Genomic DNA, 23,618 nt, shown 5'->3' with positions numbered 1-23,618 from the left:
CGGCGGGGTCTCAGACACGGTGTTCCTGGAGCCAGAGTTCCAGCAACGCCACTTGCCACAGCTTGGATCCCTGCAAAGGCGTGATGTGCTGCTCGGGGTTGGTGAGGAGCCGGCCGAGATAGTCCGGACGGAACAGCGACCGTTCGCGGGCGGCGCGGCTGTTCAGCGCGTCGCGGACCAGGTCGAGGAACGGGCCGCGCAGGTACTTCAGCGCCGGCACCGGGAAGTAGCCCTTGGGACGGTCGATGACCTCGGCGGGGATGACGCGCCGTGCCGCCTCCTTCAGGACGTGCTTGCCGCCGCCGGCGATCTTCAGCTCCGCCGGAACGCGGGCCGCCAGTTCGACCAGCTCGTGGTCGAGGAAGGGGACACGGGCCTCCAGCCCCGCCGCCATGGTCATGTTGTCGACCCGCTTCACGGGGTCGTCGACCAGCATGACCGTGGTGTCCAGCCGCAGCGCCTTGTCCACCGGCCGGTCGGCGCCGGGACGGGCGAACGCCTCCTCCACGAAGGCGCGGGCGTGATCCTCGCCGACGAAGCGGGGATCCAGCGCCCCGGCCATCTCGGCGTGGTCGCGGTCGAAGAACACCCGGGCGTAGTCGGCCACCGGGTCGCGGCTGTCCAGCATCGGCGGGTACCAGTGGTAGCCGCCGAACACCTCGTCCGCCCCCTGGCCGGACTGCACCACCTTGACGTGCTTCGCCACCTCCTGCGACAGCAGGAAGAAGCCGATGTTGTCGTGGCTCACCATCGGCTCCGCCATGGCGCGGATGCAGTTGGTCAGCTCCGGCAGGGCGCGGGAGGAATCGACGAAGATGCGGTGATGATCGGTGCCGAAGCGCTCCGCCACGATGTCGGAGTACATGAACTCGTCACCGGCCTCACCGCCCACCGTCTCGAAGCCGATGGAGAAGGTCTTGATGCCCGTCTGCCCCGCCTCGGCCAGCAGCCCGGTGATGAGCGAGCTGTCGAGCCCGCCCGACAGCAGCACGCCCACCGGCACGTCGGCGACCAGCCGCCGCTCCACCGCCCGGCGCAGGGCCGCCAGCACCTCGTCCTGCCAATCGGCGGCGGTCTTGTTCTCGTCGCCCGGCTGCGGACCGAAGCTCAGCGTCCAATAGACCCTTTCGCGCCGCGTGCCGTCCGGCTCGATGGTGAGCAGCGTCGCCGGCGGCAGCTTGCGCACGCCCTTCAGGATGGTGCGCGGCGCCGGGACGACGGCGTGGAAGCTCATGTAATGGTGCAGGGCCACCGGGTCGATGCCGGTGTCGATGCCGCCGGCCGCCACCAGGGCGGGCAGGGACGACGCGAAGCGCAGGGCGCCGTCCACCTCGGCCAGGTAGAGCGGCTTGATGCCCAGCCGGTCGCGGCCCAGCACCACGCGGCCGCTGTCGCGCTCGGCAATGGCGAAGGCGAACATGCCGTGCAGGCGCTGCACGAAGTCCGGGCCCCAGGCATGGTACGCCTTCAGCAGCACCTCGGTGTCGCCGCCGGAGAAGAACCGGTAGCCGAGGCCGATCAGCTCCGCCCGCAGGTCGCGGTGGTTGTAGATGCAGCCGTTGAACACAATGGCGAGGCCGAGGTCGCTGTCGACCATCGGCTGCTGCGACGCTTCGGTCAGGTCGATGATCTTCAGCCGTCTGTGGCCGAACGCGACGCGCCCTTGCGCGAACACGCCGTGCCCGTCGGGACCGCGCGCCGCCATGCGCGCGCACATCGCCTCGATCGCGGACACGGCGGGAGCGCGGCCGTTTCGAAGCGAGATCTCACCACTGATACCACACATCGGCTGTCGAGCCTCCTCGTTGGTTTAGGACGAAGGGGCGCTCGACCCGGGATTGGGCCAAACACCTGGGCGTCGGACCGATAACGGTCGACGCCGCGGGTGAGCGACGGGCGGGGCGAAAAAAGCCGGTCGGCTCGGTACACGCCGCGCGGAGGGTAGGGGTGCGGCGTCGCGGCCCCGCAAGGCCACAGGGCTGTCGCTCGGTGTCGGCCGCCTGCGCGACCGACGGTGGTAACGTAGGCACCGCAATCCGCTCCGTCCACCGACCCTTGGTAGCAATCTCCCGCCATGGTCCCGGGCGGATCGACTTTTGGCTGCGAAGCGTACACAAACCGGCATTCCATGCCGATAATTTGATCAATTCGTGGGCAATGCTCATTGTTTGGGCGATTGTTCGACCGCAATCGGCAGGGTGCGGGCCACCCGGGCAGTGGCCGGAGGGTGGCTGCCCCTGCTGTTCCCGGTGTTTCGCGCCGGCATCGGCGGTCCGGCCAGAGTTGGCACCACTCTTGCGATCTATCCCCCGTCCGAGACATCCACCCGGTACGAGGGATAAAAGATGAGCATGAAGGCGCTGGGACTGAGGGGGTTGGCGCTGGGCGGCGCGTTTGCCGCCGCACTGACGGCGGGGATCGCCCAGGCGGCGGAGCCGATCAAGATCGGCGTGCTGCATTCGCTGTCGGGCACGATGGCGATCAGCGAGACGACGCTGAAGGACACCATCCTGATGATGGTGGACGACCTGAACAAGAAGGGTGGTCTGCTCGGCCGCAAGGTCGAGGCGGTGGTGGTCGATCCCGCTTCCAACTGGCCGCTGTTCGCCGAGAAGGCGCGCGAGCTGCTGCAGAAGGAGAAGGTGGCCGCAGTGTTCGGCTGCTGGACCTCGGTCAGCCGCAAGTCGGTCCTGCCGGTGTTCGAGGAGTTGAACGGGATGCTGTTCTATCCCGTGCAGTACGAGGGCGAGGAGTCCTCGCGCAACGTCTTCTACACCGGTGCGGCGCCCAACCAGCAGGCCATCCCGGCGGTGGAATACCTGATGAGCCCGGACGGCGGTGAGGTGAAGCGCTGGGTCCTGGCCGGCACCGACTACGTCTACCCGCGCACCACCAACAAGATCCTCGAGGCGTTCCTGATCTCCAAGGGCGTGCCCAAGGACGACATCATGGTCAACTACACGCCGTTCGGACACTCGGACTGGCAGACCATCGTCGCGGACATCAAGCGCTTCGCCTCGGCGGGCAAGAAGACGGCGGTGGTGTCGACCATCAACGGCGACGCCAACGTTCCCTTCTACAAGGAACTGGCCAACCAGGGCATCAAGGCGACCGACATCCCGGTCGTCGCCTTCTCCGTGGGTGAAGAGGAACTGGCGGGCATCGACACCAGCAACCTCGTTGGCCACCTCGCCGCCTGGAACTACTTCATGTCGGTGGACACGGCCGAGAACGACGCCTTCATCAAGCAGTGGCACGCCTTCATCAAGGACACCAAGCGCGTGACCAACGACCCGATGGAGGCCCACTACATCGGCTTCAAGATGTGGACCCAGGCCGTTCAGCAGGCCGGCACCACCGACGTCGACGCCGTGCGCCAGGCCATGTACGGCCAGAAGGTCCGCTCGCCCTCGGGCTACGACATCGTGATGAACACCAACCATCACCTGTCCAAGCCGGTCATGATCGGCGAGATCCAGGCCGACGGCCAGTTCGAGATCGTCTCCAAGACCGACGCCGCCATCAAGGCCGATGCCTGGTCGCCCTTCATCCCCGAGAGCGCCAAGCTGACCGCCGACTGGACCTTCCCGTGGGTCTGCGGCAACTGCACCGAGCCGAAGTTCGCCAAGTGATCGGCTGACCCGGTGGTGACGGCCGCGCCGGGCACGCCCCGGCGCGGCCGTGCCCGCCACCCCCGCCGCCATTCCCTTCATTCGTTGATCCGTTTCTTCACCCGAGAGGCTTCCCCATGCCGAGACTCGCCGCGCTGTTCTTCGCGCTGCTTCTGGCAGTCGCGGCCGCCGCGCCGGCCCGTGCGGTCGATGACGCGGTGTTCGCCGCCGCGCTGAAGGGGCTGGCCGTCGAAGGCTTCGCCGAGAAGACGGCCGCCGCCGACGCGCTCGCCGCCACCGGCGATCCGCGCGCCCTGCCGGTGCTGCGCGCCATGGCGGCCGGCAACCTGTACGTCCGCAAGGCCGACGACGCCCCGGTGCTGGGCGAGCGGGCGGGGCGCGATCTCGCCCTGACCGACCCGGTCAGCGGTGCGGACCTCGGCACCGCGGCGAGCCGCGACCTGACCAAGATCACCGTCAACAACGTGCTGCGCACCGCCCTGGCGGCGATCATCGGCCGGCTGGAGATCGCCGACCCCGACCCGGCCCGCCGCCGGGCGGCGGTGGAGAGCATCGCCCGCGATTCCACGCCGGAGGCCGCCGGGGTGCTGCGCGCCGCCCTGGAGCACGAAGCCGATCCCGGCGTGCGCACGCTCATGGAGCGGGCGCTGGCGCGGATGTCGCTGGCCAGCCCCGACGCTGCGGTCCGCCTGGCGGCCGTGGAGTCCCTGGCCGGCGGCGAACTCTCGCCGCAGGTGCGCGCCCTGGTGGCGCCCCTGGCGGAGAGCGATGCCGACGCCCGGGTGCGCGACGCCGCCCGCGATCTGGTAGAGCGCATCGAGCTGCGCCTGATGATCGTCGATATCACCCTCAACCTTTTCCAGGGGCTCAGCCTCGGTTCGGTCCTGCTGCTGGCGGCCATCGGGCTGGCCATCACCTTCGGCGTGATGGGCGTCATCAACATGGCGCACGGCGAGATGATCATGCTCGGCGCTTACACCGCCTTCGTGGTGCAGGAGGCGTTCCGCGCCTTCCTGCCCGACGGGGTGTTCGGCCTCTATCTGATCGTCTCCATCCCCGCCGCCTTCCTGGTGGCCGGCGCCGTCGGCGTGGCGCTGGAGCGCGGCATCATCCGCTTCCTCTACGGCCGTCCGCTGGAAACGCTGCTGGCCACCTGGGGCATCTCGCTGATGCTGCAACAGGTCGTGCGCAGCATCTTCGGCGCCCCCAACAAGGAGGTCGCCAACCCCGCCTGGATGACCGGCGCGTGGGAGGCTCTGCCCGGCCTGGTGCTGACCTGGAACCGCGTCGCCATCATCGTCTTCGCCCTGGCCGTGCTGGCTGCGGTGGCCCTGGCCCTGCGTTACACCGCCTTCGGTCTGCAGATGCGCGCGGTCACCCAGAACCGCTCCATGGCGGCCGGCATGGGCATCCGCACCGGCTGGGTCGACGCCCTGACCTTCGGCCTGGGCTCCGGCATCGCCGGGGTGGCCGGGGTGGCGCTGAGCCAGGTGGGCAACGTCAGCCCCAACCTGGGCCAGGCGTACATCGTCGACAGCTTCATGGTGGTGGTGTTCGGCGGGGTGGGCAGCCTGTGGGGCGTGCTGGCCGGGGCCATGAGCCTGGGCATCGTCAACAAGATCCTCGAACCCTACGCCGGCGCCATGCTGGGCAAGATCCTGGTGCTGGTCTTCATCATCCTGTTCATCCAGAAGCGTCCGCGGGGCCTGTTCGCCCTGAAGGGCCGCGCGGCGGAGGCGTGAGTCGCATGAGGAACGTCGTCTTGTCGGGTCCCTTCGGGCCCACCTTCCCCGCCGGAGGCGGGGGAGGGCACCGCGGTGCGCGCCGCGCAAACCGGGAGACCGCGTCATGGGTCCGCTGACCTCCCGCCTTCTCGCCCTGGAATCCCGACGCGGCTGGTCGGTGTTCTGCGGGCTGCTGCTGGTCGCCGCGGTTCTGGTTCCGGTGCTGCACCTGGCCACCCCGCCGGACAGCCCGCTGCACGTGCCGGCCTACATGGTCAGCCTGCTGGGCAAGTACCTGTGCTTCGCGCTGCTGGCGCTCAGCCTCGACCTGGTGTGGGGCTACGCCGGGGCGCTGTCGCTCGGCCATGGGGCGTTCTTCGCGCTGGGCGGCTACGCCATGGGCATGCACCTGATGCGGCAGATCGGCGAGCGCGGCGTCTACGGCAACGCCGGCCTGCCGGACTTCATGGTCTTCCTCAACTGGAAGGAGCTGCCCTGGTACTGGTGGGGCTTCGACGGCGTGCTGTGGACGGCGCTGATGATCGTGGCGGTGCCGGCGGCGCTGGCCTTCGTGGTGGGCTGGTTCGCCTTCCGCTCGCGCATCACCGGGGTCTATTTCTCGATCATCACGCAGGCCATGACCTTCGCCCTGATGCTGGCCTTCTTCCGCAACGAGATGGGCTTCGGCGGCAACAACGGCCTGACCGACTTCAAGGACATCCTGGGGTACCCGCTGCAATCGGACGCCACCCGGGTGGCCCTGTACGTGGCTTCGGCGGTGATGCTGGCGGCGGGCTACCTGGTGGCGCGCTTCGTGGTGGCCTCCAAGCTGGGCCGGGTGCTGATGGCGATCCGCGACGCGGAGAGCCGGGTGCGCTTCCTCGGCTACGACGTGACGGCGGCCAAGCTGTTCGTCTTCACCCTGTCGGCGGTGCTGGCGGGGATCGCCGGCGCCCTCTACGTGCCGCAGGTGGGCATCATCAACCCGTCGGAATTCTCGCCGGCCCAGTCGATCGAGGTGGCGATCTGGGTGGCGGTGGGCGGGCGCGGCACCCTGTTCGGCGCCATCCTCGGCGCCTTCACCGTCAACGGCGCCAAGAGCGTCTTCACCGGCCTGGCGCCGGAGGTGTGGCTGTTCTTCCTGGGCGGCCTGTTCATCCTCGTCACCCTGTTCATGCCCAAGGGGATTGTCGGCCTTTGGGGTCAACTGCGAGCCAAGATCGGGGAGGGCGTCCAGAATGTGGCGCAGAAGCACCGTGCCTGAGGGCGACGGCACCATCGTCGCGGCCGAACCGAAGGCGTCGGCCGTGCCGGCCCGGGCCGGTCGGCGGACCGCCGCGGCGCCGGCCGCGGCGGCGGGCACCGTCCTCTACCTGGACGGCGTGACCGTCAGCTTCGACGGGTTCCGGGCGCTGAACAACCTGTCGCTCGTCATCGCCAAGGGGGAGCTGCGCACCATCATCGGCCCCAACGGCGCCGGCAAGACAACCATGATGGACGTCATCACCGGCAAGACCAAGCCGGACCGCGGCCACGTCATCTTCGATGCGGACACCGACCTGACCCGCCTGGACGAGACGCGGATCGCCAACCTGGGCATCGGGCGCAAGTTCCAGAAGCCCACGGTGTTCGAGCACCTGACCGTGTTCGAGAACCTGGAACTGGCCCTGAAGTGTGACCGCGGCACCTTCCGCACCCTGTTCTTCACCCTGGACGCCGCCCGGGCGCGCCGCATCGACGAGATCATGGGGCTGATCGGGCTGGGCGACCGGCGCGCCTTCCGCGCCGGCCAGCTCAGCCACGGGCAGAAGCAGTGGCTGGAGATCGGCATGCTGCTGATGCAGGAGCCGCAGATCCTGCTGCTGGACGAGCCGGTGGCCGGCATGACCGACCACGAGACGGAGCAGACCGCCGACCTCATCCTCGACATCAACCGCGACCGCTCGGTCGTGGTGGTGGAGCATGACATGGAGTTCGTGCGGCGCCTGGGCGCCAAGGTCACGGTGCTGCACGAGGGCTCGGTGCTGGCCGAGGGTTCGCTGGAGACGGTGAAGAACGACCACCGCGTCATCGAAGTCTATCTGGGGCGCTGACATGCTGACCGTCGACAACGTGCACCTCTACTACGGCGCCAGCCACGCCCTGCGCGGCGTCTCGCTGGAGGCGCCCAAGGGGCAGGTGACCTGCCTGCTCGGCCGCAACGGCGTGGGCAAGACCAGCCTGCTGCGCGCCGTGCTGGGGCTGGAGGCGATCCGCCGCGGCTCCATCGGCTGGGAGGGGGCGGAGATCGCCGGGCTGCCCACCTACGAACGGGCCCGGCGCGGCATCGGCTTTGTGCCCCAGGGGCGCGAGGTCTTCCCGCGCCTGACGGTGCTGGAGAACCTGCAAACCGGATTCGCCACCCTGCCGGCGAAGATGCGCACCATCCCCGACGAGATCTTCGAGCTGTTCCCCGTTCTGAAGGACATGCTGCGCCGCCGCGGCGGCGACCTGTCGGGCGGTCAGCAGCAGCAGCTCGCCATCGCCCGGGCCCTGGTGACGCGGCCGCGGCTCCTCATCCTGGACGAGCCGACGGAGGGCATCCAGCCTTCCATCATCAAGCTGATCGAGGACGTGATCCGCCGCCTGGCGGCGCGCGGCGACATGGCGATCCTGCTGGTGGAACAGTATTTCGAGTTCGCCCGCGACCTCGCCGACCGCTACGCCGTGATGGACCGCGGCGAAGTCGTGCTTGCGGGCACGGCCGCGGACATGGTCGAGTCCGAGGTGCGCAGGCATTTGACGGTTTGACGTTCCCGTGACGGATTTTTCGCGCGACGCAGTCGCACCGGGCTCCCACCCAACCCTCCCCCGCACCGCGGGGGAGGGCGCGGTTCCTCCCCCCGTCGAAGATGGGGGGAGGTCAGGAGGGGGGCCCGGCGCGAGCGTGTCCCCCTCCCGCCTCACCATCCACGGCACTGCCGAGGTGGCGTTCGCCCGCGACTCCGGCGGGCGCACACGCCTTGCCCACCTCTACCACCACGATCCGCTGCGCCTGCTGTTCCCGACTCCGGCGGCCGGCGACCCGCCGACGGCGGTGGTGGTCACCACCTCGGGCGGGCTGGTGGGCGGCGACCGGCTGGACATCGTCGCCCGGGCGGGAGAGGGGGCGGCGGCGCTGGTGACGGCGCAGGCGGCGGAGAAGGTCTACCGCTCCACCGGCGCCGACGTGCGCATGGACGTGGCGCTGGAGGTGGCCGACGGCGGCTGGCTGGAGTGGCTGCCGCAGGAAACCATCCTGTTCGACCGGTCGCGGCTGCGGCGCACCACCGCGGTGGCCGCCACCGGCGGCGGGCGGCTGCTGGCGGGGGAGCTGCTGGTGTTCGGGCGGATCGCGCGGGGCGAGCGATTCGCCACCGGGCTGGCCCGCGACGCCTGGGAGGTGCGGCGCGACGGGCGGCTCGTCTGGGCCGATGCCCTGCACCTGGACGGCGACGTCGCGGCGCTGCTGGACCATCCCGCCGGATTCGCCGGGGCGACAGCGTTCGGCACCATCGTCTACGCCGCACCCGACGCGCCGGCACGGCTGGACACGGCGCGTGCGCTGCTGGATGGTACCGGGGGGCGGGCGGGAGCGACCTGCCTCGGAGAGGTGCTGGTGGTGCGCCTGCTGAACGCCGACGCACGCCGGCTGCGCGAGGATTTCGGCCGCTTCTGGGCGGCGTTCCGGGCGGAAGCGGCGGGCCTGCCGGCCCGGCTGCCGCGCCTGTGGCACGTATGACGGGGGAGTGCGATGAACCTGACACCGCGGGAAAAGGACAAGCTGCTGGTGGCCATGGCCGCCGTGGTGGCGCGCCGCCGGCTGGAACGCGGCGTGAAGCTGAACCATCCGGAGGCGGTGGCGCTGATCACCGACTTCGTGGTCGAGGGCGCGCGCGACGGCCGCACGGTGGCGGAACTGATGCGGGACGGCGCCACCGTGCTGACCCGCGCGCAGGTGATGGAGGGCATCCCCGAGATGATCCACGAGATCCAGGTGGAGGCCACCTTCCCCGACGGCACCAAGCTCGTCACCGTCCACAACCCGATCCGCTGAGGCCCGCCATGATCCCCGGCGAACTCTTCACCGCCCCCGGCGACATCGAACTGAACGCCGGCCGCGCCACGGTGACGCTCGACGTCGCCAACACCGGCGACCGGCCGATCCAGGTCGGTTCCCACTATCACTTCTACGAGACGAACGAAGGGCTGTCCTTCGACCGCGAGAAGGCGCGGGGCATGCGCCTGGACATCCCCGCCGGCACCGCCGTGCGGTTCGAGCCGGGGCAGACCCGGCCGGTGACGCTGGTGGCCTACGCCGGCGCCCGCATCGTCCACGGCTTCAACGGCAAGGTCGAAGGCGCGCTCTGACGGCGCCCGCGCAACGGAGGGGAAGATGGCACACCGCATCGACCGCGCGGGCTACGCCGCGCATTACGGCCCGACCGTCGGCGACCGCGTCCGCCTGGCCGACACCGACCTGATCATCGAGGTGGAGGCGGACCACACCGTCTATGGCGAGGAGGTGAAGTTCGGCGGCGGCAAGGTGATCCGCGACGGCATGGGCCAGTCGCAGGCGACCCGCGCCGAAGGGGCCGTGGACACGGTCATCACCAACGCCCTCATCCTCGACCACGGGGGCATCGTCAAGGCCGACATCGGCATCCGCGACGGCCGCATCCACGCCATCGGCAAGGCCGGCAACCCCGACGTCCAGCCCGGCGTCACCATCGTCGTCGGTCCCGGCACCGAGGTGATCGCCGGCGAGGGCAAGATCATCACGGCCGGCGGCATCGACGCCCACATTCACTTCATCTGCCCGCAGCAGGTGGACGAGGCGCTCTACAGCGGCGTCACCACCATGCTCGGCGGCGGCACCGGCCCGGCGGCCGGCACCAGCGCCACCACCTGCACCCCCGGCCCCTGGCACATCGCCCGCATGCTGCAGGCGGCCGAGGGGCTGCCGATCAACCTCGGCTTCTTCGGCAAGGGCAACGCCGCCCGTCCCGACGGCCTGCTGGAACAGGTGCGCGCCGGCGTCTGCGGCCTGAAGCTGCACGAGGATTGGGGCACCACGCCCAAGGCCATCGACACATGCCTGGCGGTGGCGGAGGAGACCGACATCCAGGTCGCCATCCACACCGACACGCTGAACGAATCCGGCTTCGTCGAGAACACCATCGCCGCCTTCAAGGGCCGCACCATCCACGCCTTCCACACCGAAGGGGCGGGCGGCGGCCATGCCCCCGACATCATCACGCTGTGCGGCCTGGGCAACGTCCTGCCGTCCTCCACCAACCCGACGCGGCCCTTCACCGTCAACACGGTGGACGAGCACCTGGACATGCTGATGGTCTGCCATCATCTGGACAGCCGCATCCCCGAGGACGTCGCCTTCGCCGAGAGCCGCATCCGCCGCGAGACCATCGCCGCCGAGGACATCCTGCACGACCTCGGCGCGATCTCCATGATGTCGTCCGACAGCCAGGCGATGGGCCGGGTGGGGGAGGTGATCCTGCGCACCTGGCAGACCGCCCACAAGATGAAGGTGCAGCGCGGCCGCCTGGCGGAGGAGACGGGCGACAACGACAACGTCCGCGTCAAACGCTACGTCGCCAAGTACACCATCAACCCGGCGCTCGCCCAGGGCATCGCCGCCCATGTGGGCTCGGTCGAGGCGGGCAAGCTGGCCGACCTGGTGGTGTGGTCGCCGGCCTTCTTCGGGGTGAAGCCGGACATGGTGCTGAAGTGCGGCACCATCGCCGCCGCCCCCATGGGCGACCCCAACGCCTCGATCCCGACGCCGCAGCCGGTGCATTACCGCCCCATGTTCGGCGCCTTCGGCCGCTCCCTCACCGCCGGCTCCGTGACCTTCGTCAGCAAGGCGGCGCTGGACGAGGGCGTCCACCATCATCTGGGCCTGTCCCGGCAACTCCTGGCGGTGGAGGGGTGCCGCACCATCACCAAGGCCGGCATGGTCCACAACGGTGCCACCCCGCACATCGAGGTCGATCCCGAGACCTACGAGGTGCGCGCCGACGGCGCCCTGCTGCTGTGCGAACCGGCACCGGTGCTGCCCATGGCGCAGCGCTACTTTCTGTTCTGACGAGGGGACCCGATGCTTCGCCGCGCCATCTGCGTCCACGCCGCCGGCACCTGGGACGAATCCCGCTCCGCCGGCACCGTGACGCTCGCCTACGACGACCGTTTTCGCCGCCGGGTGCGGCTGACCGACGACGCGGGCGGGGAGTTCCTGCTGGACCTGCCGCGCGCGCAGGTCCTGGCTGATGGCGACGGGCTGGAACTGGACGGCGGCGGCGTGCTGCGGGTGCGCGCCGCACCCGAGCGGCTGGCCGAGGTGCACTGCCACGACGCCACGGAGTTCGCCCGCGTCGCCTGGCACCTGGGCAACCGCCACCTGCCGGTGGAGATCGCACCGGGTGTGCTGCGCCTGCCTTGGGATCACGTGATCGTCGACATGCTTCACGGCCTGGGCGCCCATGTGCACGAGGTGCAGGCCCCCTTCACGCCGGAGCAGGGGGCGTACGCCGGCGGCGGGCACCATGGGCATGGACACTGAGGCGTCGCGTCGGGCCCCGGCGCAGCCACCGCCGCAGGGCGCTTTGCTCCGCCTCCTCGCCTGGCTGTCGCCGTCCTTTCCCACCGGCGCCTACACCTACAGCCACGGGCTGGAGGCGGCGGTGGAGGCGGGGCTGGTGCGTGACCGCGCCACCCTGGCGGACTGGGCCGGGTTCGTGCTGGAGCACGGGGCCGGCCGGACCGACGCCGTGCTGTTCGCCGCCGCGCACCGGGCGGTGAGCGCCGGCGACGACGACGCCTTCCTGTGGGCGCTGGAGCGCGCCGACGGCCTGCGCGGGACGCGCGAGATGGCGCTGGAATCCTCCGCCCAGGGGACTGCGTTCCTGGGCGCGGTGGCCGCGGCGTGGCCGCTCGAAGGGCTGGAGCGCTGGCGGGGCCTGATCGCCGGGACCGGGCGCGCGCCGGCGCACGCGGTCGCGGTGGCCCTGTGCGCGGCGCTGGCCGGCATTCCCCTCGCGCCCGCGCTGGCCGGCTTCCTGCACGCCGTGGTCGCCAACCTGGTGTCGGCCGGCGTGCGCCTGGTGCCGCTGGGCCAGACCGACGGACAGCGGACCATGGCGGCGCTGGAGCCGCTGGTGGCCCGCCACGCCGCGTGGGCCGAGTCCGCTTCCCCCGACGATCTCGGCAGCCGTGCGCCGATGGTCGACTGGACCTCCGCCGTTCACGAAACCCAATACACGAGGTTGTTCCGCTCATGACGCTCGCCGCCGCCCCCATCGAGAAGAGCCATTCCGGCCCCCTGCGCGTCGGCATCGGCGGTCCCGTCGGTTCCGGCAAGACCGCGCTGACCGACGCGCTGTGCAAGCGCATGCGCGACGGCTGGGAGGTCGCCGCCATCACCAACGACATCTACACGAAGGAGGACGCGGAGTTCCTGACCCGCTCCGGCGCGCTCGACCCGTCGCGCATCATGGGGGTGGAGACCGGCGGCTGTCCCCACACGGCCATCCGCGAGGACGCGTCCATTAATCTGGCCGCCGTGGACCAGATGGTCGCCCGCTTTCCCGACCTGGACGTGATCTTCATCGAGTCCGGCGGCGACAACCTGGCCGCCACCTTCTCGCCGGAGCTGGCGGACATCACCATCTACGTCATCGACGTGTCGGCCGGTGACAAGATCCCGCGCAAGGGCGGGCCGGGCATCACCCGCTCCGACCTGCTGGTCATCAACAAGATCGATCTGGCGCCGCTGGTGGGGGCCAGCCTGGAGGTAATGGACCGCGACGCCCGCAAGATGCGCGGCGAGCGCCCCTTCCTCTTCACCAACCTCAAGGCCGGCCAGGGCCTGGACGAGATCATCCGCTTCATCGTGACGGCGGGGGGGCTGCCGCTGCCGGCGTGACGGGGGCCGGCGGCTCGGCCAGGGGGTGGCGGCGGTGCCGGGGCAGGGCGCGGCCGTCGCCGGTGAAGAGGTGGGCGGTATCCGCCGCGATGCCGACGGCCAGCGGATCGCCGGCGGCGACCCGGACGTCACCGGCGGCCTGCGTCACCACCGCTTGCCCGTCCGCCAGCCGGACGTGGCAGAAGGTCTCCGCCCCCAGCCGTTCCACCACGAAGACCGTGCCGGGCAGCACGGCGTCGGCGTCACCGGCGGGCACCGTGTGCTGCGGGCGCACGCCCAGCGTCACGCCGTCCCCGGCGGACACCCCGTCGGCGATCACCGGTATCCGCACCCGTCCGCCGCCGGGAAGGGCTGCGGTTACGGCCGCGCCATTCACGTCCGTGACGGTGGCCGCCAGCAGGTTCATGCGCGGGCTGCCGAGGAAGCCGGCGACGAAGGTGTTGGCAGGGTGGTGGTACAGGTCCATGGGCGTCCCCACCTGCTCCAACCGCCCGGCGTTCAGCACGGCGATGCGGTCGGCCAGGGTCATCGCCTCAACCTGGTCGTGGGTGACGTACACCATGGTGGCGCCGATCTGTCGGCGCAGCTCGGCGATCTCGATGCGCATGGCAACGCGCAATGCGGCGTCCAGGTTGGACAGCGGTTCGTCGAACAGGAACACCCGCGGCTCGCGCACGATGGCGCGGCCGATGGCGACACGCTGGCGCTGTCCGCCCGACAGTTCCCGCGGCTTGCGGTGCAGAAGGTCTTCGATCCGCAGGGTGCGGGCGGCGGCGCGCACCCGATCCTCCACGGTGTGGCGGGCCGTGCGCGCCAGCGTCAGACCGAAGGCCATGTTCTCGTACACGCTCATGTGCGGGTAGAGGGCGTAGGACTGGAAGACCATGGCGATGCCGCGCCCGGCCGGCGGCACGTCGTTGACCTCTGCGCCGCCGATCAGGATGTCGCCGCCGTCGGCGTCCTCCAGCCCGGCGATCAGGCGCAGCAGCGTGGACTTGCCGCAGCCCGACGGCCCGACGAACACCATGAACTCGTTGTCGCGGATCTCCAGGTCGATGCCGTGGATCACCGCTGTCCGCCCGAAGGCCTTGCGCACCCCGCGCAGTTCCACCGCCGCCATTCCCCCTCCTATCCTTTGACCGCGCCGGCGGTGAGGCCGGAGACGATGCGGCGCTGGAACACCAGGACCAGCGCGATCAGCGGCACGGTGACGACGACCGAGGCCGCCATCACCTGGCCCCAGGGCAGCTCGAACGCGGATGCACCCGACATCAGCGCAATGGCGACGGGCACCGTGCGCCGGTCGTCGGTCAACGTGAAGGTCAGCGCGAACAGGAACTCGTTCCACGCGGTGATGAACGCCAGCAGACCCGTTGCCGCCAGTGCCGGACCCAGCAGCGGAAGGAAGATCCGCGTCACGATCACCCACGGCGTTGCGCCGTCGACGATGGCCGCCTCCTCCAGTTCCCGCGGCAGTTCCCGCATGAAGGTCGTCAGCACCCAGACCGTGAAGGGCAGGGTGAAGATCATGTAGGTCAGCCCCAGCCCCCACAGGCTGTTGTAGAGGCCGAGTGCCCGCACCAGTTCGAACAGACCGGACAGCACGGCCACCTGCGGGAACATGGACACCGACAGGATCGACAGAAGCAGCAGCGACCGGCCGCGGAACGCCACCCGCCCCAGCGCGTACGACGCCGTCACCGCCAGGGCCAGCGATACGCCCACGACGCCCGATGCCACCAGAAGCGAGTTCAGGATGCTCCGTCCGAACGGCTGGCCCCGGAACACCGCCGCATAGTTGGCGAGGGTGGGGTCGGCCGGCCACGCTTCCACGATGAACAGCGCGCTGCCCGACTTCAGCGACGACACGATGGCCCAGTAGAACGGGAACACCGTGTAGAAGACGATGGCGGCGAGGAGGAGGGCGAAGAGGAGGCGTTTCATCCGGAGCCCCCCTTTCCGCCCGGCCGTACACGGCCCAGCGTGATGGTCGTCACGGTGATCAGGGCCACCACCAGGAACAGCGCCGTGGCGGCGGCGGAGCCGTAGCCGATGTCCTGAAAATCGATGAGCTGCCGGCGCGCGTACACCGACATGGACATGGTCTCCCGGATGTTGCCGGTCAGAACGTACATCAGGTCGAAGACGCGCAGCGCGTCCAGCGTGCGGAAGATCACCGCCACCATCAGGGCCGGGCGGATCAGCGGCAGGGTGACGCGGAAGAAGACGCGCACGGGGTGGATTCCGTCCACCCGCGCCGCCTCGTAGAGGTCGCGCGGCAGCATCTGAAGCGCCGCCAGGATCAGCAGCGTCATGAACGGCGTGGCCTTCCACACGTCGACCAGGACCACGGCGGTCATGGACAGGTCCGGGTCGGCAGTCCATGCCTTCGGGGCTGCGATCAGTCCCGCGGCCAGCAGCGCCTCGTTCACGACGCCGTAGAGGTCGTGGAACATCCATCCCCACATCTGCGCCGACACCACGGTCGGGATCGCCCAGGGGATCAGCACCGCCGCCCGCAGCAGCCCGCGGCCGGGCAGGCGGGCGTTGAGAGCCAGGGCGATGACGAGGCCCAGCATCGTCTCCAGCGTCACCGACACCACGGTGAAGACCACGGTGTTCCGTACCGCCCTCCACCAGTCCGGATCTTCCGCGAGCCACCGATAGTTCTCGACGCCGACGATGACGTAACTGTCGAGGCTGCCGAGCGTGGCGTCGGTGAACGAGAAATACACCGTGCGCGCCAGCGGCCACACCGCCACCAGCGCCAGCACCGCCAGCATGGGAGCGAGAAACAGCGCGGCGGCGCGGCGGCGCTCGCGGGCGAGGGCGGAGCCGTGCGCCATCGGCGGCCCCGCCCTACCGGCGGCTGCGCCGGTTCAAACGCTCCAGCGATCGCTCCAGCCCGGCGAGCGCGTCCGCGGCCTCCGCCGAACCGGACAGCACGCGGTGGACGGCCTGGTACAGTTCGGCCGAGAGCTGGTTGTAAAGCTGCCCCGCCTGTCGGGAGGGGCGGGCGACGGCACCCGGAAGTGCCCCCGCCAGATCGGCCACCACCGGGTTGACGGCGATCAGGTCGGCGTCCTCGTAGAGCGCGGGACGGGTCGGGTTGTAACCGCCCCTCATTGCGCGGCGCTTCTGCTCCTGTGCGCCGGTCAGGTGGCGGACGAGGTCGGCGGCCGCGTCGGGGACGGCGGACATGCGGTTGACCGCCAGCATCTGCCCGCCGAGGGCGCCGGTGTGCTTGCCGTCGGTCCCGCCCCGGGGCAACGGGGCGACGCCCACCATCCCTTTGACGGGACTGTCGCTGCCGTTGACCAGCGGCCACGCGTACGGCCAGTTGCGCATGAATACGGCGTTGCCGGACTGGAAGGCGCCGCGCGCCTCCTCCTCGGTGTAGTTCAGCACGCCCTGCGGCGTGATCGTCCCGACCCAGCCGGCCGCGGTCGCCAGCGCCTCGACCGCCTGGGGGTTGTTCACGGTGACCGCTCCGTCGTCGCCGACGATCGTGCCGCCGCCGAAGCTGTCGATCCATTCCAGCGCGTTGACCGTCAGCCCCTCGTAGGCGCGGCCCTGCCAGACATAGCCCCACATCCGGTCGTTGCCGGCCGCCCGCTCCGCGTCCCGGATCAGGCGGGCGGTCTGTTCCAGGTCCGCCCAGGTCGTCGGCACCGGCCGGCCATGCCGGCGCAACAGGTCCTCGCGGTAGTAGAGCAGACCCATGTCGATGAACCAGGGCAGGGCGACCAGGCGTCCGTCAACCGTTGCCGTCTCCACCAGCACCGGCAGGTGCTCGCCGGCAGCGGCCGGGTCGATGTGATCCGCCAGATCGAGGAAATGGTCGCCGAGAATGCCCGGCCACACCACGTCGATCTGGAAGACGTCAATGTCCGCCGACCCGGCGGCCAGGAGCTGCTGGTAGAGGGCGAGCTGGTCGGTGGCGCTCTTGGGTGTGGCGACGAAGCGCACGGCGTTGCCGGTCTCCTGCGCCCATGCCTCGGCCCCCTCACGGCAGAGCTGGTGGCCGATGCCGAGCGCCGAGCAGGCGATAGTGACGGTCGTCTGCGCCGCCGCCGGCGGGGCGGCGGCGGCACCGGCGAGCAGGGCCGCGGCCGCGGCGAGACGGCGTATCCCGGTGTCGAGCGGCATCGTTCCCTCCCTCGCGTCCTGTCGAGGAAGGCTAGCGGCGCGGCCCGCGCCCGGGAACCCGACGAACGGACAGGCTTTTCCGGCTACTCCTTGGGATCGGCCTCGTAGGTGTAGCGGAAGTCGCAGTGGTCGGCACCGCCCATGATGGTCTGCGTGCGCGTCAGCCTGAGCTTCGGGTCGTAGCCGGTGCAGAAGGCGCCGTCCCGGTTGCACGACAGCAGGTGGCCGATGTGCCCCAGCCCCATGGAGCGGTACATCTCGGCGTAGCGGCAGCGCCTGACGTCGAAGTCGAAGTGCGCGTCGTCGCGGCGCGTCACGTCGATTTGCAGGGCGTCGTCCTTCTGCCACAGGGGGATCAGGTCGGCGAAGCTCTGCAGGCTCGTCTCGCCCTCGGCAAAGCTCCGGGCGTGGGCGATGGCGGCCTTCTCGATGGCCGCCCCCAGCACCTCCTGCGCCACGGTTTCGCCGAAGCGCGCGGCCATCTCCTCATAGACGGGCTTCAGCACCTCCGCCTCGATGCGGCGGCGTTCCAGGATGGACATCGGGCTCATGCGGCGTCCTTCGGCAGGACGGTCTCGGCCAGGCGCACCCAATAGCTGGCGCCGATCGCCAGGATCGCGTCGTTGAAGTCGTAGTGGGGGGAATGCAGGTTGCGGCCGCCGTCGGCGGGCCCGGCGCCCAGCCAGACGTAGCAGCCCGGCCGCTCGTTCAGCATGAAGGCGAAATCCTCCGCCCCCATGCTGGGCATCGGGTCGGGGTCAATGGCCGCGTCCCCCACCACGCGGGCGGCGGCGGCGCGCGCCCGTTCGGTCTCGACGGCGGTGTTGACGGTGGCGGGGTAGCGCCGCTCGTAGCGCAGGTGGGCCTCGATGCCGTAGGCCCCGGCAATGGCGGTGGCGATCTCGCGCATGCGCCGTTCCACCAGGTCCTGCACCTCCGCACGGAAGGTCCGGGTGGTGCCGCGCATCACCACCTGCTGCGGGATGACGTTCCAGGTGTCACCGGCGTGGAACTGGGTGACGCTGACCACCGCGGCATCCACTGGGTGGACGTTGCGGCTGGGAATGGTCTGGAAGGCGCCGACGATCTGCGCCGCCGCCACCACCGCATCGGAGCCCAGATGCGGCATCGCCGCGTGGGTTCCCTTGCCGGTCAGGGTCAGCTCGAAGGTGTCGAAGGCGGCCATCATCGGCCCCGGCCGCAGGGCAACCCGCCCCACCTCCAGGCCCGGCCAATTGTGCATGCCGTAAACGGCGTCGACGGGGAACTTCTCGAACAGACCCTGCTCGACCATCGCCCGGCCGCCGCCCTCGTTCTCCTCGGCGGGCTGGAAGATGAAGGCCAGCGTGCCGCGGAAGGTCGGATTCTCCGCCAGGCAGCGGGCCGCCCCCAGCAGCATGGTGGTGTGGCCGTCGTGGCCGCAGGCGTGCATCCGCCCGGGATGACGGGAGCGGTGGGGGACGTTCGTTTCTTCGTGAATGTGCAGGGCGTCCATGTCGGCGCGCAGCGCGACGGCCGGGCCGTCGCCGTTGCGCAGCACCCCGACCACGCCGGTGCCGCCCAGGCCGCGGTGCACCTCCAGCCCGAAGGAGGCCAGCTTCTCCGCCACCACATCGCCGGTGCGATGCTCCTCGAAGGCGGTTTCGGGGTGCGCGTGCAGGTCGTGACGCCAGGCACGCATCTCCGTCTCCAGCGCCGCGACGCCGGGTACCAGTTCGACCATCTCCGTCCTCTCCCGTCGCCGGGCTCCCTCCGGGGGGAGGGAGCCCGCAAACGTTGTCCATGGTTGCGGCTACCATAGACCCGCCGCCGGCGGGGTGTCGACGGCCGGCCGTATCACTCGACCCAGCGGTGGCGGTGCAGGTGCTCCTCGACGCCGCGCACGCCGGGCACGCTCTCGGCGGCGACGCGCAGGGCCCGGCGCTGCTCGTCGTTCTCCACCTCGCCCCACAGGTGGACGACGCCGCCGGCGACGACGATGTTGATCTTGTTGGCGTTGATCCAATGCTCGTGGGCGAGCTGCTCGGTCAGGTGGCGGCGGATCTCGTCGTCGCCGGAGGGCAGCGGCTCCGCCTGGCCATGGCGGTAGGCGACCAGGCCGTGCAGCAGGTTGGCGCGGCTGACGATGCCGACGATGCGGCCGTCCTCGCACACGGGCACGCGCTTGATGCGCTCGCGCTCCATCAGGCTGGCGATCTCCGCCAGTTCGGTGTCCGGCCCGACCGCGTGGACGGGCCGGGTCATCACGTCGGCGACGCGCCGGCCGTGCGACTTCACGAAATCGCTTGCCGACGCCCCGCGGCCGGTGATCAGCTCCAGCCAGCGCGAGCGGCGGCGCTCGGTGCCGGTCTCGGCGCGGTGCAGCAGGTCGCCCTCGGTGACGATGCCGACCAGACGGCCGTCCGGCTCCACGACGGGCGCACCGCTGATCCGCCGTTCCAGCAGGAGTGCTGCGACATCGGCCACCGCGGTGTCGGCCGTGACGGTGATCACGGGCGAGGTCATGACATCCTTGGCTTTCATCTCTCTTCTCCTGTTCGGCCGATCGCCGGCCATTTCCCCCCAATAAGGCCTATTGGTATGCCACATACCGAATCCCAAAGAAACCCCGTGTTTGGGGTTGCCGATCCCTTCGCCGGCCCTTCGGCGGGTTGGGCATAGGCGGTTCGGACAGGTCCGAAATTGCGTCTAGGCGCCGGACTCTTTCGGCCGAAACCGCCGCACGGCGTTGCCGGGCCTTTCCGGGTGAGGCTAAGGTTATCGGCACAACGAGCGCCGACAATGGCGCCGGCATGCGGGGAATGGCCCCGGAAGCAGGGAAGGGACAGCGCTTGACCCACGTCTTCCACCGCAGTCTGCGGTCGGATTACCGCGAAGCCGTTGCCGGGGACGGCATTCACGTGATCGATCGCCAGGGGCGGCGTTACATCGACGCCTCCGGCGGGGCCGCCGTGTCGTGCCTGGGGCATTCCGATGCGGCGGTGCGGGCGGCGATTCGCGACCAGGCGGACCGGCTGGCGTATGTTCACAGCTCCTTCTTCACCACGGCGGCGGCGGAGGATCTGGCGGCGGCGCTGGCGGGCGACGCCGCGCGCGAGCTGGGCTCCGACTCACCGGACTCGGTCTATCTCGTCTCCGGCGGGTCGGAGGGGGTGGAGGCGGCGCTGAAGCTGGCCCGCCAATACTTCCTGGAGATCGGCCAGCCGACGCGCCACCGCATCATCGCGCGGCGCCAGAGCTATCACGGCAACACGCTGGGGGCGCTCGCCGTCGGGGGCAACGCCTGGCGCCGGGCACCGTTCGAGCCGATGCTGGCTCCCGCGACGCACATCGCCCCCTGCTACGCCTACCGCGACCGCCGCGAGGACGAGAGCGAGGACGCCTACGGCCGCCGCGTCGCCGACGAGCTGGAGACGGCCATCCAGGAGGCCGGTCCCGACACCGTCGCCGCCTTCATCGCCGAACCGGTGGTCGGCGCCACCATGGGCGCGGTGCCCGCGGTGCCCGGCTACTTCCGGCGCATCCGCGCGATCTGCGACCGCTACGGCGTGCTGTTCATCGCCGACGAGGTGATGTGCGGCATGGGCCGCACCGGCACCCTCTTCGCCTGCGCGCAGGAGGGGGTGGTGCCCGACCTGCTGGTGATCGCCAAGGGGCTGGGGGCCGGATACCAGCCCATCGGCGCGGTGATGGTGACGCAGACCATCGTCGAGGCGATCCGGCGGGGCAGCGGCTTCTTCCAGCACGGCCACACCTACATGGGCCACGCCACCGCGGCGGCGGCGGCGCTGGCGGTGCGCCGGCGGATCGTCGACGACGGGCTTCTGGACGCGGTGCGGCAGCGGGGTGCGCAGTTGCGCGACGCCCTGACGCAACGCCTGGACCGCCATCCCCACGCCGGCGACATCCGCGGCCGCGGCCTGTTCGTCGGGGTCGAGCTGGTGGCCGACCGCGGCACCCGCGAGCCCTTCGCCCCGGAGCGGCGGATCAACGCCGCCCTGAAGGAGGCGGCCTTCGAGCGCGGCCTGATGTGCTATCCCATGGGCGGTACCGTCGACGGCCGCCGCGGCGACCATGTGCTGCTGGCGCCACCCTTCATCGTGACCCCTGACGACGTGGAGGTCATCGCCGACCGCCTGGCCGCGGCCATCGCCGACGCCACCGGGGAGCCCCTGCGGTGACTCCGCCGATTCCGCCGGCCCGAACGCCGCTGATCCTCATGGTGGCCCCCAACGGGGCCCGCCGCACCAAGGCCGACCATCCGGCCCTGCCCATGACCCCGGCGGAGCTGGCGCGCACCGCGGCGGAGTGCCGCGACGCGGGCGCCAGCCTGCTGCACCTGCACGTGCGCGACTCCCGGGGGCGCCACATCCTGGACGCCGACGCCTACCGCGACGCGCTGGCCGCCGTGCGTGACGCGGTGGGCGAATCGATGATCCTGCAGATCACCACCGAGGCGGTGGGTCTGTACGACCGCCACGCCCAGATGGCGGTGACCCGGTCGGTGCGGCCCGAGGCGGTGTCGCTGGCGGTGCGGGAGTTGATCCCCGACGTCGCGGCGGAGCCCGAGGCCGGCGCCTTCCTGGAGGAGCTGCACCGCGCCGGCACCCTGGTGCAGTACATCACCTACGGCCCCGACGAGGTGCTGCGGCTGGTCGATCTCAGCCGCCGCGGCGTGGTTCCCGAACCCGCACCGTCGGTGCTGTTCGTGCTCGGCCGCTACGGCGGCGGGGCGGACGGGCGGCCCAGCGACCTCTGCCCCTTTCTGACGGCCTGGACGGATGGCGGCGGGGACTGGGCGGTGTGCGCCTTCGGTGCCGAGGAAGCCGCCTGCGCCGGCGCCGCCATAGCCATGGGCGGGCACGCCCGCGTCGGGTTCGAGAACAACCTTCGGCTGCCGGATGGAACGCCGGCGGCCGGCAACGCCGACCTGGTGTCGGTCGTCGCCGGAGCGGCCCGCGCCATCGGGCGGCCGCCGGCCGATGCCGACACCGCCCGGCGCATCCTGGCGCACCACTCCCGGTAGCGCCCAAAACCGCCCGGCGGGCACGCCGCGGGCGGACCATCGACGATCACGGAGGGAGACCACGATGACCATCACGAAACTGTTCGCCGGCGCCGGCCTGGCCGTTGCGCTTGCCGCGGGGACCGCCCTGGTGGCGCCCGAAGCCGTGGCGCAGGATCGGTTCATCACCATCGGCACCGGCGGCGTGACCGGCGTCTATTACCCCGCCGGCGGCGCCATCTGCCGCCTGGTGAACAAGGACCGCCGGGAGCACGGCGTGCGCTGCTCGGCCGAATCCACGGGTGGCTCCATCTACAACCTGAACGCCATCCAGCAGGGCGAGATCGAGTTCGGCGTCGTCCAGTCGGACTGGCAGTATCACGCCTATGAGGGCACCTCGCAGTTCGAGGGCAAGAAGAACGAGAAGCTGCGCGCCGTCTTCTCGCTGCATCCCGAGCCCTACACCGTCGTCGCCCGCGCCGACGCCAACGCCCGCAACTTCGAGGAGCTGCGGGGCAAGCGCGTCAACGTCGGCAACCCCGGTTCCGGCCAGCGCGGCACCACCGAAGTGCTGCTCAGCGCCATGGGCTGGACCATGAGCGACTTCTCCCTGGCCTCGGAGCTGCGGCCGGCCGAGCAGGCGCAGGCGCTGTGCGACAACAAGGTGGACGCCATCGTCTACGCCGTCGGCCATCCCAACGGTTCGATCCAGGAGGCGACGACCGCCTGCGACACCGTGCTGGTCAACGTCGCCAACGACGCGGTGAGCAAGCTGGTGTCGGACAATCCCTACTACGCCGAGGCGACGATCCCCGGCGGCATGTACCGCAACAACCCGGACGATGCGCGGACCTTCGGCGTGCGCGCCACGCTGGTCACGTCGGCCGACACGCCGGAGGAGCACGTCTATGTCCTCACCAAGGCGGTGTTCGAGAACTTCGCCGACTTCCAGCAGCTCCACCCCGCGTTCGCGTCGCTGGACAGGAAGGAGATGACGCAGGCCTCCCTGTCGGTGCCGCTGCATCCCGGCGCCGAGCGCTACTTCCGGGAAGCCGGCCTTCTGAACGGCGCCGCGCAGCAGTGACGCCGACCACCCGCTCCCTCCCCCGGCCACGCCGGGGGAGGGATCCTTTGACGACCGCCCCGGA

23 protein-coding genes are annotated in these 23,618 nt (G+C 70.6%); 15 read left to right on the top strand and 8 right to left on the bottom strand.

Features of this window, described 5'->3' with window-relative positions; genetic code table 11:
- Positions 1 to 10: 10 nt before the first annotated feature.
- Positions 11 to 1,786: an N-acetylglutaminylglutamine amidotransferase gene (locus G472_RS0108765; protein ID WP_029008080.1), complete on the bottom strand. Its 1,776-nt coding sequence runs from the start codon at positions 1,784 to 1,786 to the stop codon at positions 11 to 13.
- A 565-nt stretch (positions 1,787 to 2,351) separates the two neighbouring features.
- On the opposite strand from G472_RS0108765, the gene urtA reads away from it, so the two are divergent.
- The 12 genes from urtA to ureG all read left to right on the top strand — a co-directional run bounded on the left by urtA (position 2,352) and on the right by ureG (position 13,316).
- Positions 2,352 to 3,632, top strand: a complete 1,281-nt coding sequence (gene urtA, locus G472_RS0108760; protein ID WP_029008079.1) for an urea ABC transporter substrate-binding protein — start codon at positions 2,352 to 2,354, stop codon at positions 3,630 to 3,632.
- A gap of 116 nt (positions 3,633 to 3,748) precedes the next feature.
- Entirely contained in the window at positions 3,749 to 5,374 is a 1,626-nt protein-coding gene (gene urtB / locus G472_RS0108755) for an urea ABC transporter permease subunit UrtB (RefSeq protein ID WP_029008078.1), read from the top strand.
- A 106-nt stretch (positions 5,375 to 5,480) separates the two neighbouring features.
- The gene (gene urtC, locus G472_RS0108750; RefSeq protein ID WP_084536533.1) at positions 5,481 to 6,620 is read left to right on the top strand and encodes an urea ABC transporter permease subunit UrtC; all 1,140 of its coding nucleotides are present in this window, start codon (positions 5,481 to 5,483) and stop codon (positions 6,618 to 6,620) included.
- Positions 6,595 to 7,449 (top strand): urea ABC transporter ATP-binding protein UrtD, encoded by an 855-nt coding sequence (urtD, locus tag G472_RS0108745; protein WP_084536532.1) that lies wholly within the window; start codon positions 6,595 to 6,597, stop codon positions 7,447 to 7,449. Before urtC ends, urtD begins: the two co-directional genes overlap by 26 nt.
- A gap of 1 nt (position 7,450) precedes the next feature.
- Positions 7,451 to 8,146 (top strand): urea ABC transporter ATP-binding subunit UrtE, encoded by a 696-nt coding sequence (gene urtE, locus G472_RS0108740; RefSeq protein WP_029008075.1) that lies wholly within the window; start codon positions 7,451 to 7,453, stop codon positions 8,144 to 8,146.
- A 136-nt stretch (positions 8,147 to 8,282) separates the two neighbouring features.
- Positions 8,283 to 9,116: an urease accessory protein UreD gene (locus G472_RS32080; RefSeq protein WP_035691647.1), complete on the top strand. Its 834-nt coding sequence runs from the start codon at positions 8,283 to 8,285 to the stop codon at positions 9,114 to 9,116.
- A 12-nt stretch (positions 9,117 to 9,128) separates the two neighbouring features.
- The gene (locus G472_RS0108730) at positions 9,129 to 9,431 is read left to right on the top strand and encodes an urease subunit gamma (protein WP_029008074.1); all 303 of its coding nucleotides are present in this window, start codon (positions 9,129 to 9,131) and stop codon (positions 9,429 to 9,431) included.
- An 8-nt stretch (positions 9,432 to 9,439) separates the two neighbouring features.
- Positions 9,440 to 9,745: an urease subunit beta gene (locus G472_RS0108725; RefSeq protein ID WP_029008073.1), complete on the top strand. Its 306-nt coding sequence runs from the start codon at positions 9,440 to 9,442 to the stop codon at positions 9,743 to 9,745.
- Positions 9,746 to 9,770: 25 nt separating this feature from the next.
- Positions 9,771 to 11,480, top strand: a complete 1,710-nt coding sequence (ureC, locus tag G472_RS0108720) for an urease subunit alpha (protein WP_029008072.1) — start codon at positions 9,771 to 9,773, stop codon at positions 11,478 to 11,480.
- 12 nt (positions 11,481 to 11,492) lie between these two features.
- Positions 11,493 to 11,954, top strand: a complete 462-nt coding sequence (gene ureE / locus G472_RS0108715; protein WP_029008071.1) for an urease accessory protein UreE — start codon at positions 11,493 to 11,495, stop codon at positions 11,952 to 11,954.
- Positions 11,938 to 12,672: an urease accessory protein UreF gene (locus tag G472_RS0108710; protein ID WP_342667912.1), complete on the top strand. Its 735-nt coding sequence runs from the start codon at positions 11,938 to 11,940 to the stop codon at positions 12,670 to 12,672. The genes ureE and G472_RS0108710 overlap by 17 nt, the downstream gene beginning before the upstream one ends.
- Positions 12,669 to 13,316, top strand: coding sequence for an urease accessory protein UreG (gene ureG / locus G472_RS0108705; RefSeq protein WP_051340594.1), 648 nt, complete (start codon positions 12,669 to 12,671; stop codon positions 13,314 to 13,316). The genes G472_RS0108710 and ureG overlap by 4 nt, the downstream gene beginning before the upstream one ends.
- Here the strand turns inward: ureG and G472_RS0108700 are convergent.
- The 7 genes from G472_RS0108700 to G472_RS0108670 all read right to left on the bottom strand — a co-directional run bounded on the left by G472_RS0108700 (position 13,279) and on the right by G472_RS0108670 (position 19,988).
- A complete protein-coding gene (locus tag G472_RS0108700; RefSeq protein WP_029008068.1) occupies positions 13,279 to 14,436 on the bottom strand; it encodes an ABC transporter ATP-binding protein in 1,158 nt (385 codons plus the stop codon). The two genes, ureG and G472_RS0108700, sit on opposite strands and share 38 nt — an antisense overlap.
- An 8-nt stretch (positions 14,437 to 14,444) precedes the next feature.
- Positions 14,445 to 15,260, bottom strand: a complete 816-nt coding sequence (locus G472_RS0108695; RefSeq protein ID WP_029008067.1) for a carbohydrate ABC transporter permease — start codon at positions 15,258 to 15,260, stop codon at positions 14,445 to 14,447.
- Positions 15,257 to 16,162, bottom strand: coding sequence for a carbohydrate ABC transporter permease (locus G472_RS32075; RefSeq protein WP_035691644.1), 906 nt, complete (start codon positions 16,160 to 16,162; stop codon positions 15,257 to 15,259). The genes G472_RS0108695 and G472_RS32075 overlap by 4 nt, the downstream gene beginning before the upstream one ends.
- Positions 16,163 to 16,175: 13 nt before the next feature.
- Positions 16,176 to 17,465 carry an ABC transporter substrate-binding protein gene (locus G472_RS0108685; RefSeq protein WP_051340593.1) on the bottom strand — a complete coding sequence of 430 codons (1,290 nt, stop codon included), beginning with the start codon at positions 17,463 to 17,465 and terminating at the stop codon, positions 16,176 to 16,178.
- Between the two features lie 83 nt (positions 17,466 to 17,548).
- Positions 17,549 to 18,016 carry an L-2-amino-thiazoline-4-carboxylic acid hydrolase gene (locus G472_RS0108680; RefSeq protein WP_029008065.1) on the bottom strand — a complete coding sequence of 156 codons (468 nt, stop codon included), beginning with the start codon at positions 18,014 to 18,016 and terminating at the stop codon, positions 17,549 to 17,551.
- Positions 18,013 to 19,188, bottom strand: coding sequence for a M20 aminoacylase family protein (locus tag G472_RS0108675; protein WP_029008064.1), 1,176 nt, complete (start codon positions 19,186 to 19,188; stop codon positions 18,013 to 18,015). The genes G472_RS0108680 and G472_RS0108675 overlap by 4 nt, the downstream gene beginning before the upstream one ends.
- Positions 19,189 to 19,301: 113 nt before the next feature.
- Entirely contained in the window at positions 19,302 to 19,988 is a 687-nt protein-coding gene (locus G472_RS0108670) for a CBS domain-containing protein (RefSeq protein WP_029008063.1), read from the bottom strand.
- 308 nt (positions 19,989 to 20,296) lie between these two features.
- Here G472_RS0108670 and G472_RS0108665 point away from each other — a divergent pair, with 308 nt between their 5' ends.
- The 3 genes from G472_RS0108665 to G472_RS0108655 all read left to right on the top strand — a co-directional run bounded on the left by G472_RS0108665 (position 20,297) and on the right by G472_RS0108655 (position 23,554).
- Positions 20,297 to 21,646, top strand: a complete 1,350-nt coding sequence (locus tag G472_RS0108665; protein WP_029008062.1) for an aspartate aminotransferase family protein — start codon at positions 20,297 to 20,299, stop codon at positions 21,644 to 21,646.
- On the top strand, positions 21,643 to 22,491 hold the full coding sequence (locus G472_RS0108660) for a beta-keto acid cleavage family enzyme (protein ID WP_029008061.1): 849 nt from the start codon (positions 21,643 to 21,645) through the stop codon (positions 22,489 to 22,491). The genes G472_RS0108665 and G472_RS0108660 overlap by 4 nt, the downstream gene beginning before the upstream one ends.
- 64 nt (positions 22,492 to 22,555) lie before the next feature.
- Positions 22,556 to 23,554: a TAXI family TRAP transporter solute-binding subunit gene (locus G472_RS0108655; RefSeq protein ID WP_029008060.1), complete on the top strand. Its 999-nt coding sequence runs from the start codon at positions 22,556 to 22,558 to the stop codon at positions 23,552 to 23,554.
- Positions 23,555 to 23,618 lie beyond the last annotated feature (64 nt).

Origin of the sequence: Azospirillum halopraeferens DSM 3675, assembly GCF_000429625.1 — a bacterium.
Classification (GTDB): domain Bacteria; phylum Pseudomonadota; class Alphaproteobacteria; order Azospirillales; family Azospirillaceae; genus Azospirillum; species Azospirillum halopraeferens.
Note: the sequence above shows the minus strand (reverse complement) of the source record. Positions and strands in the feature narration are given on the sequence as shown.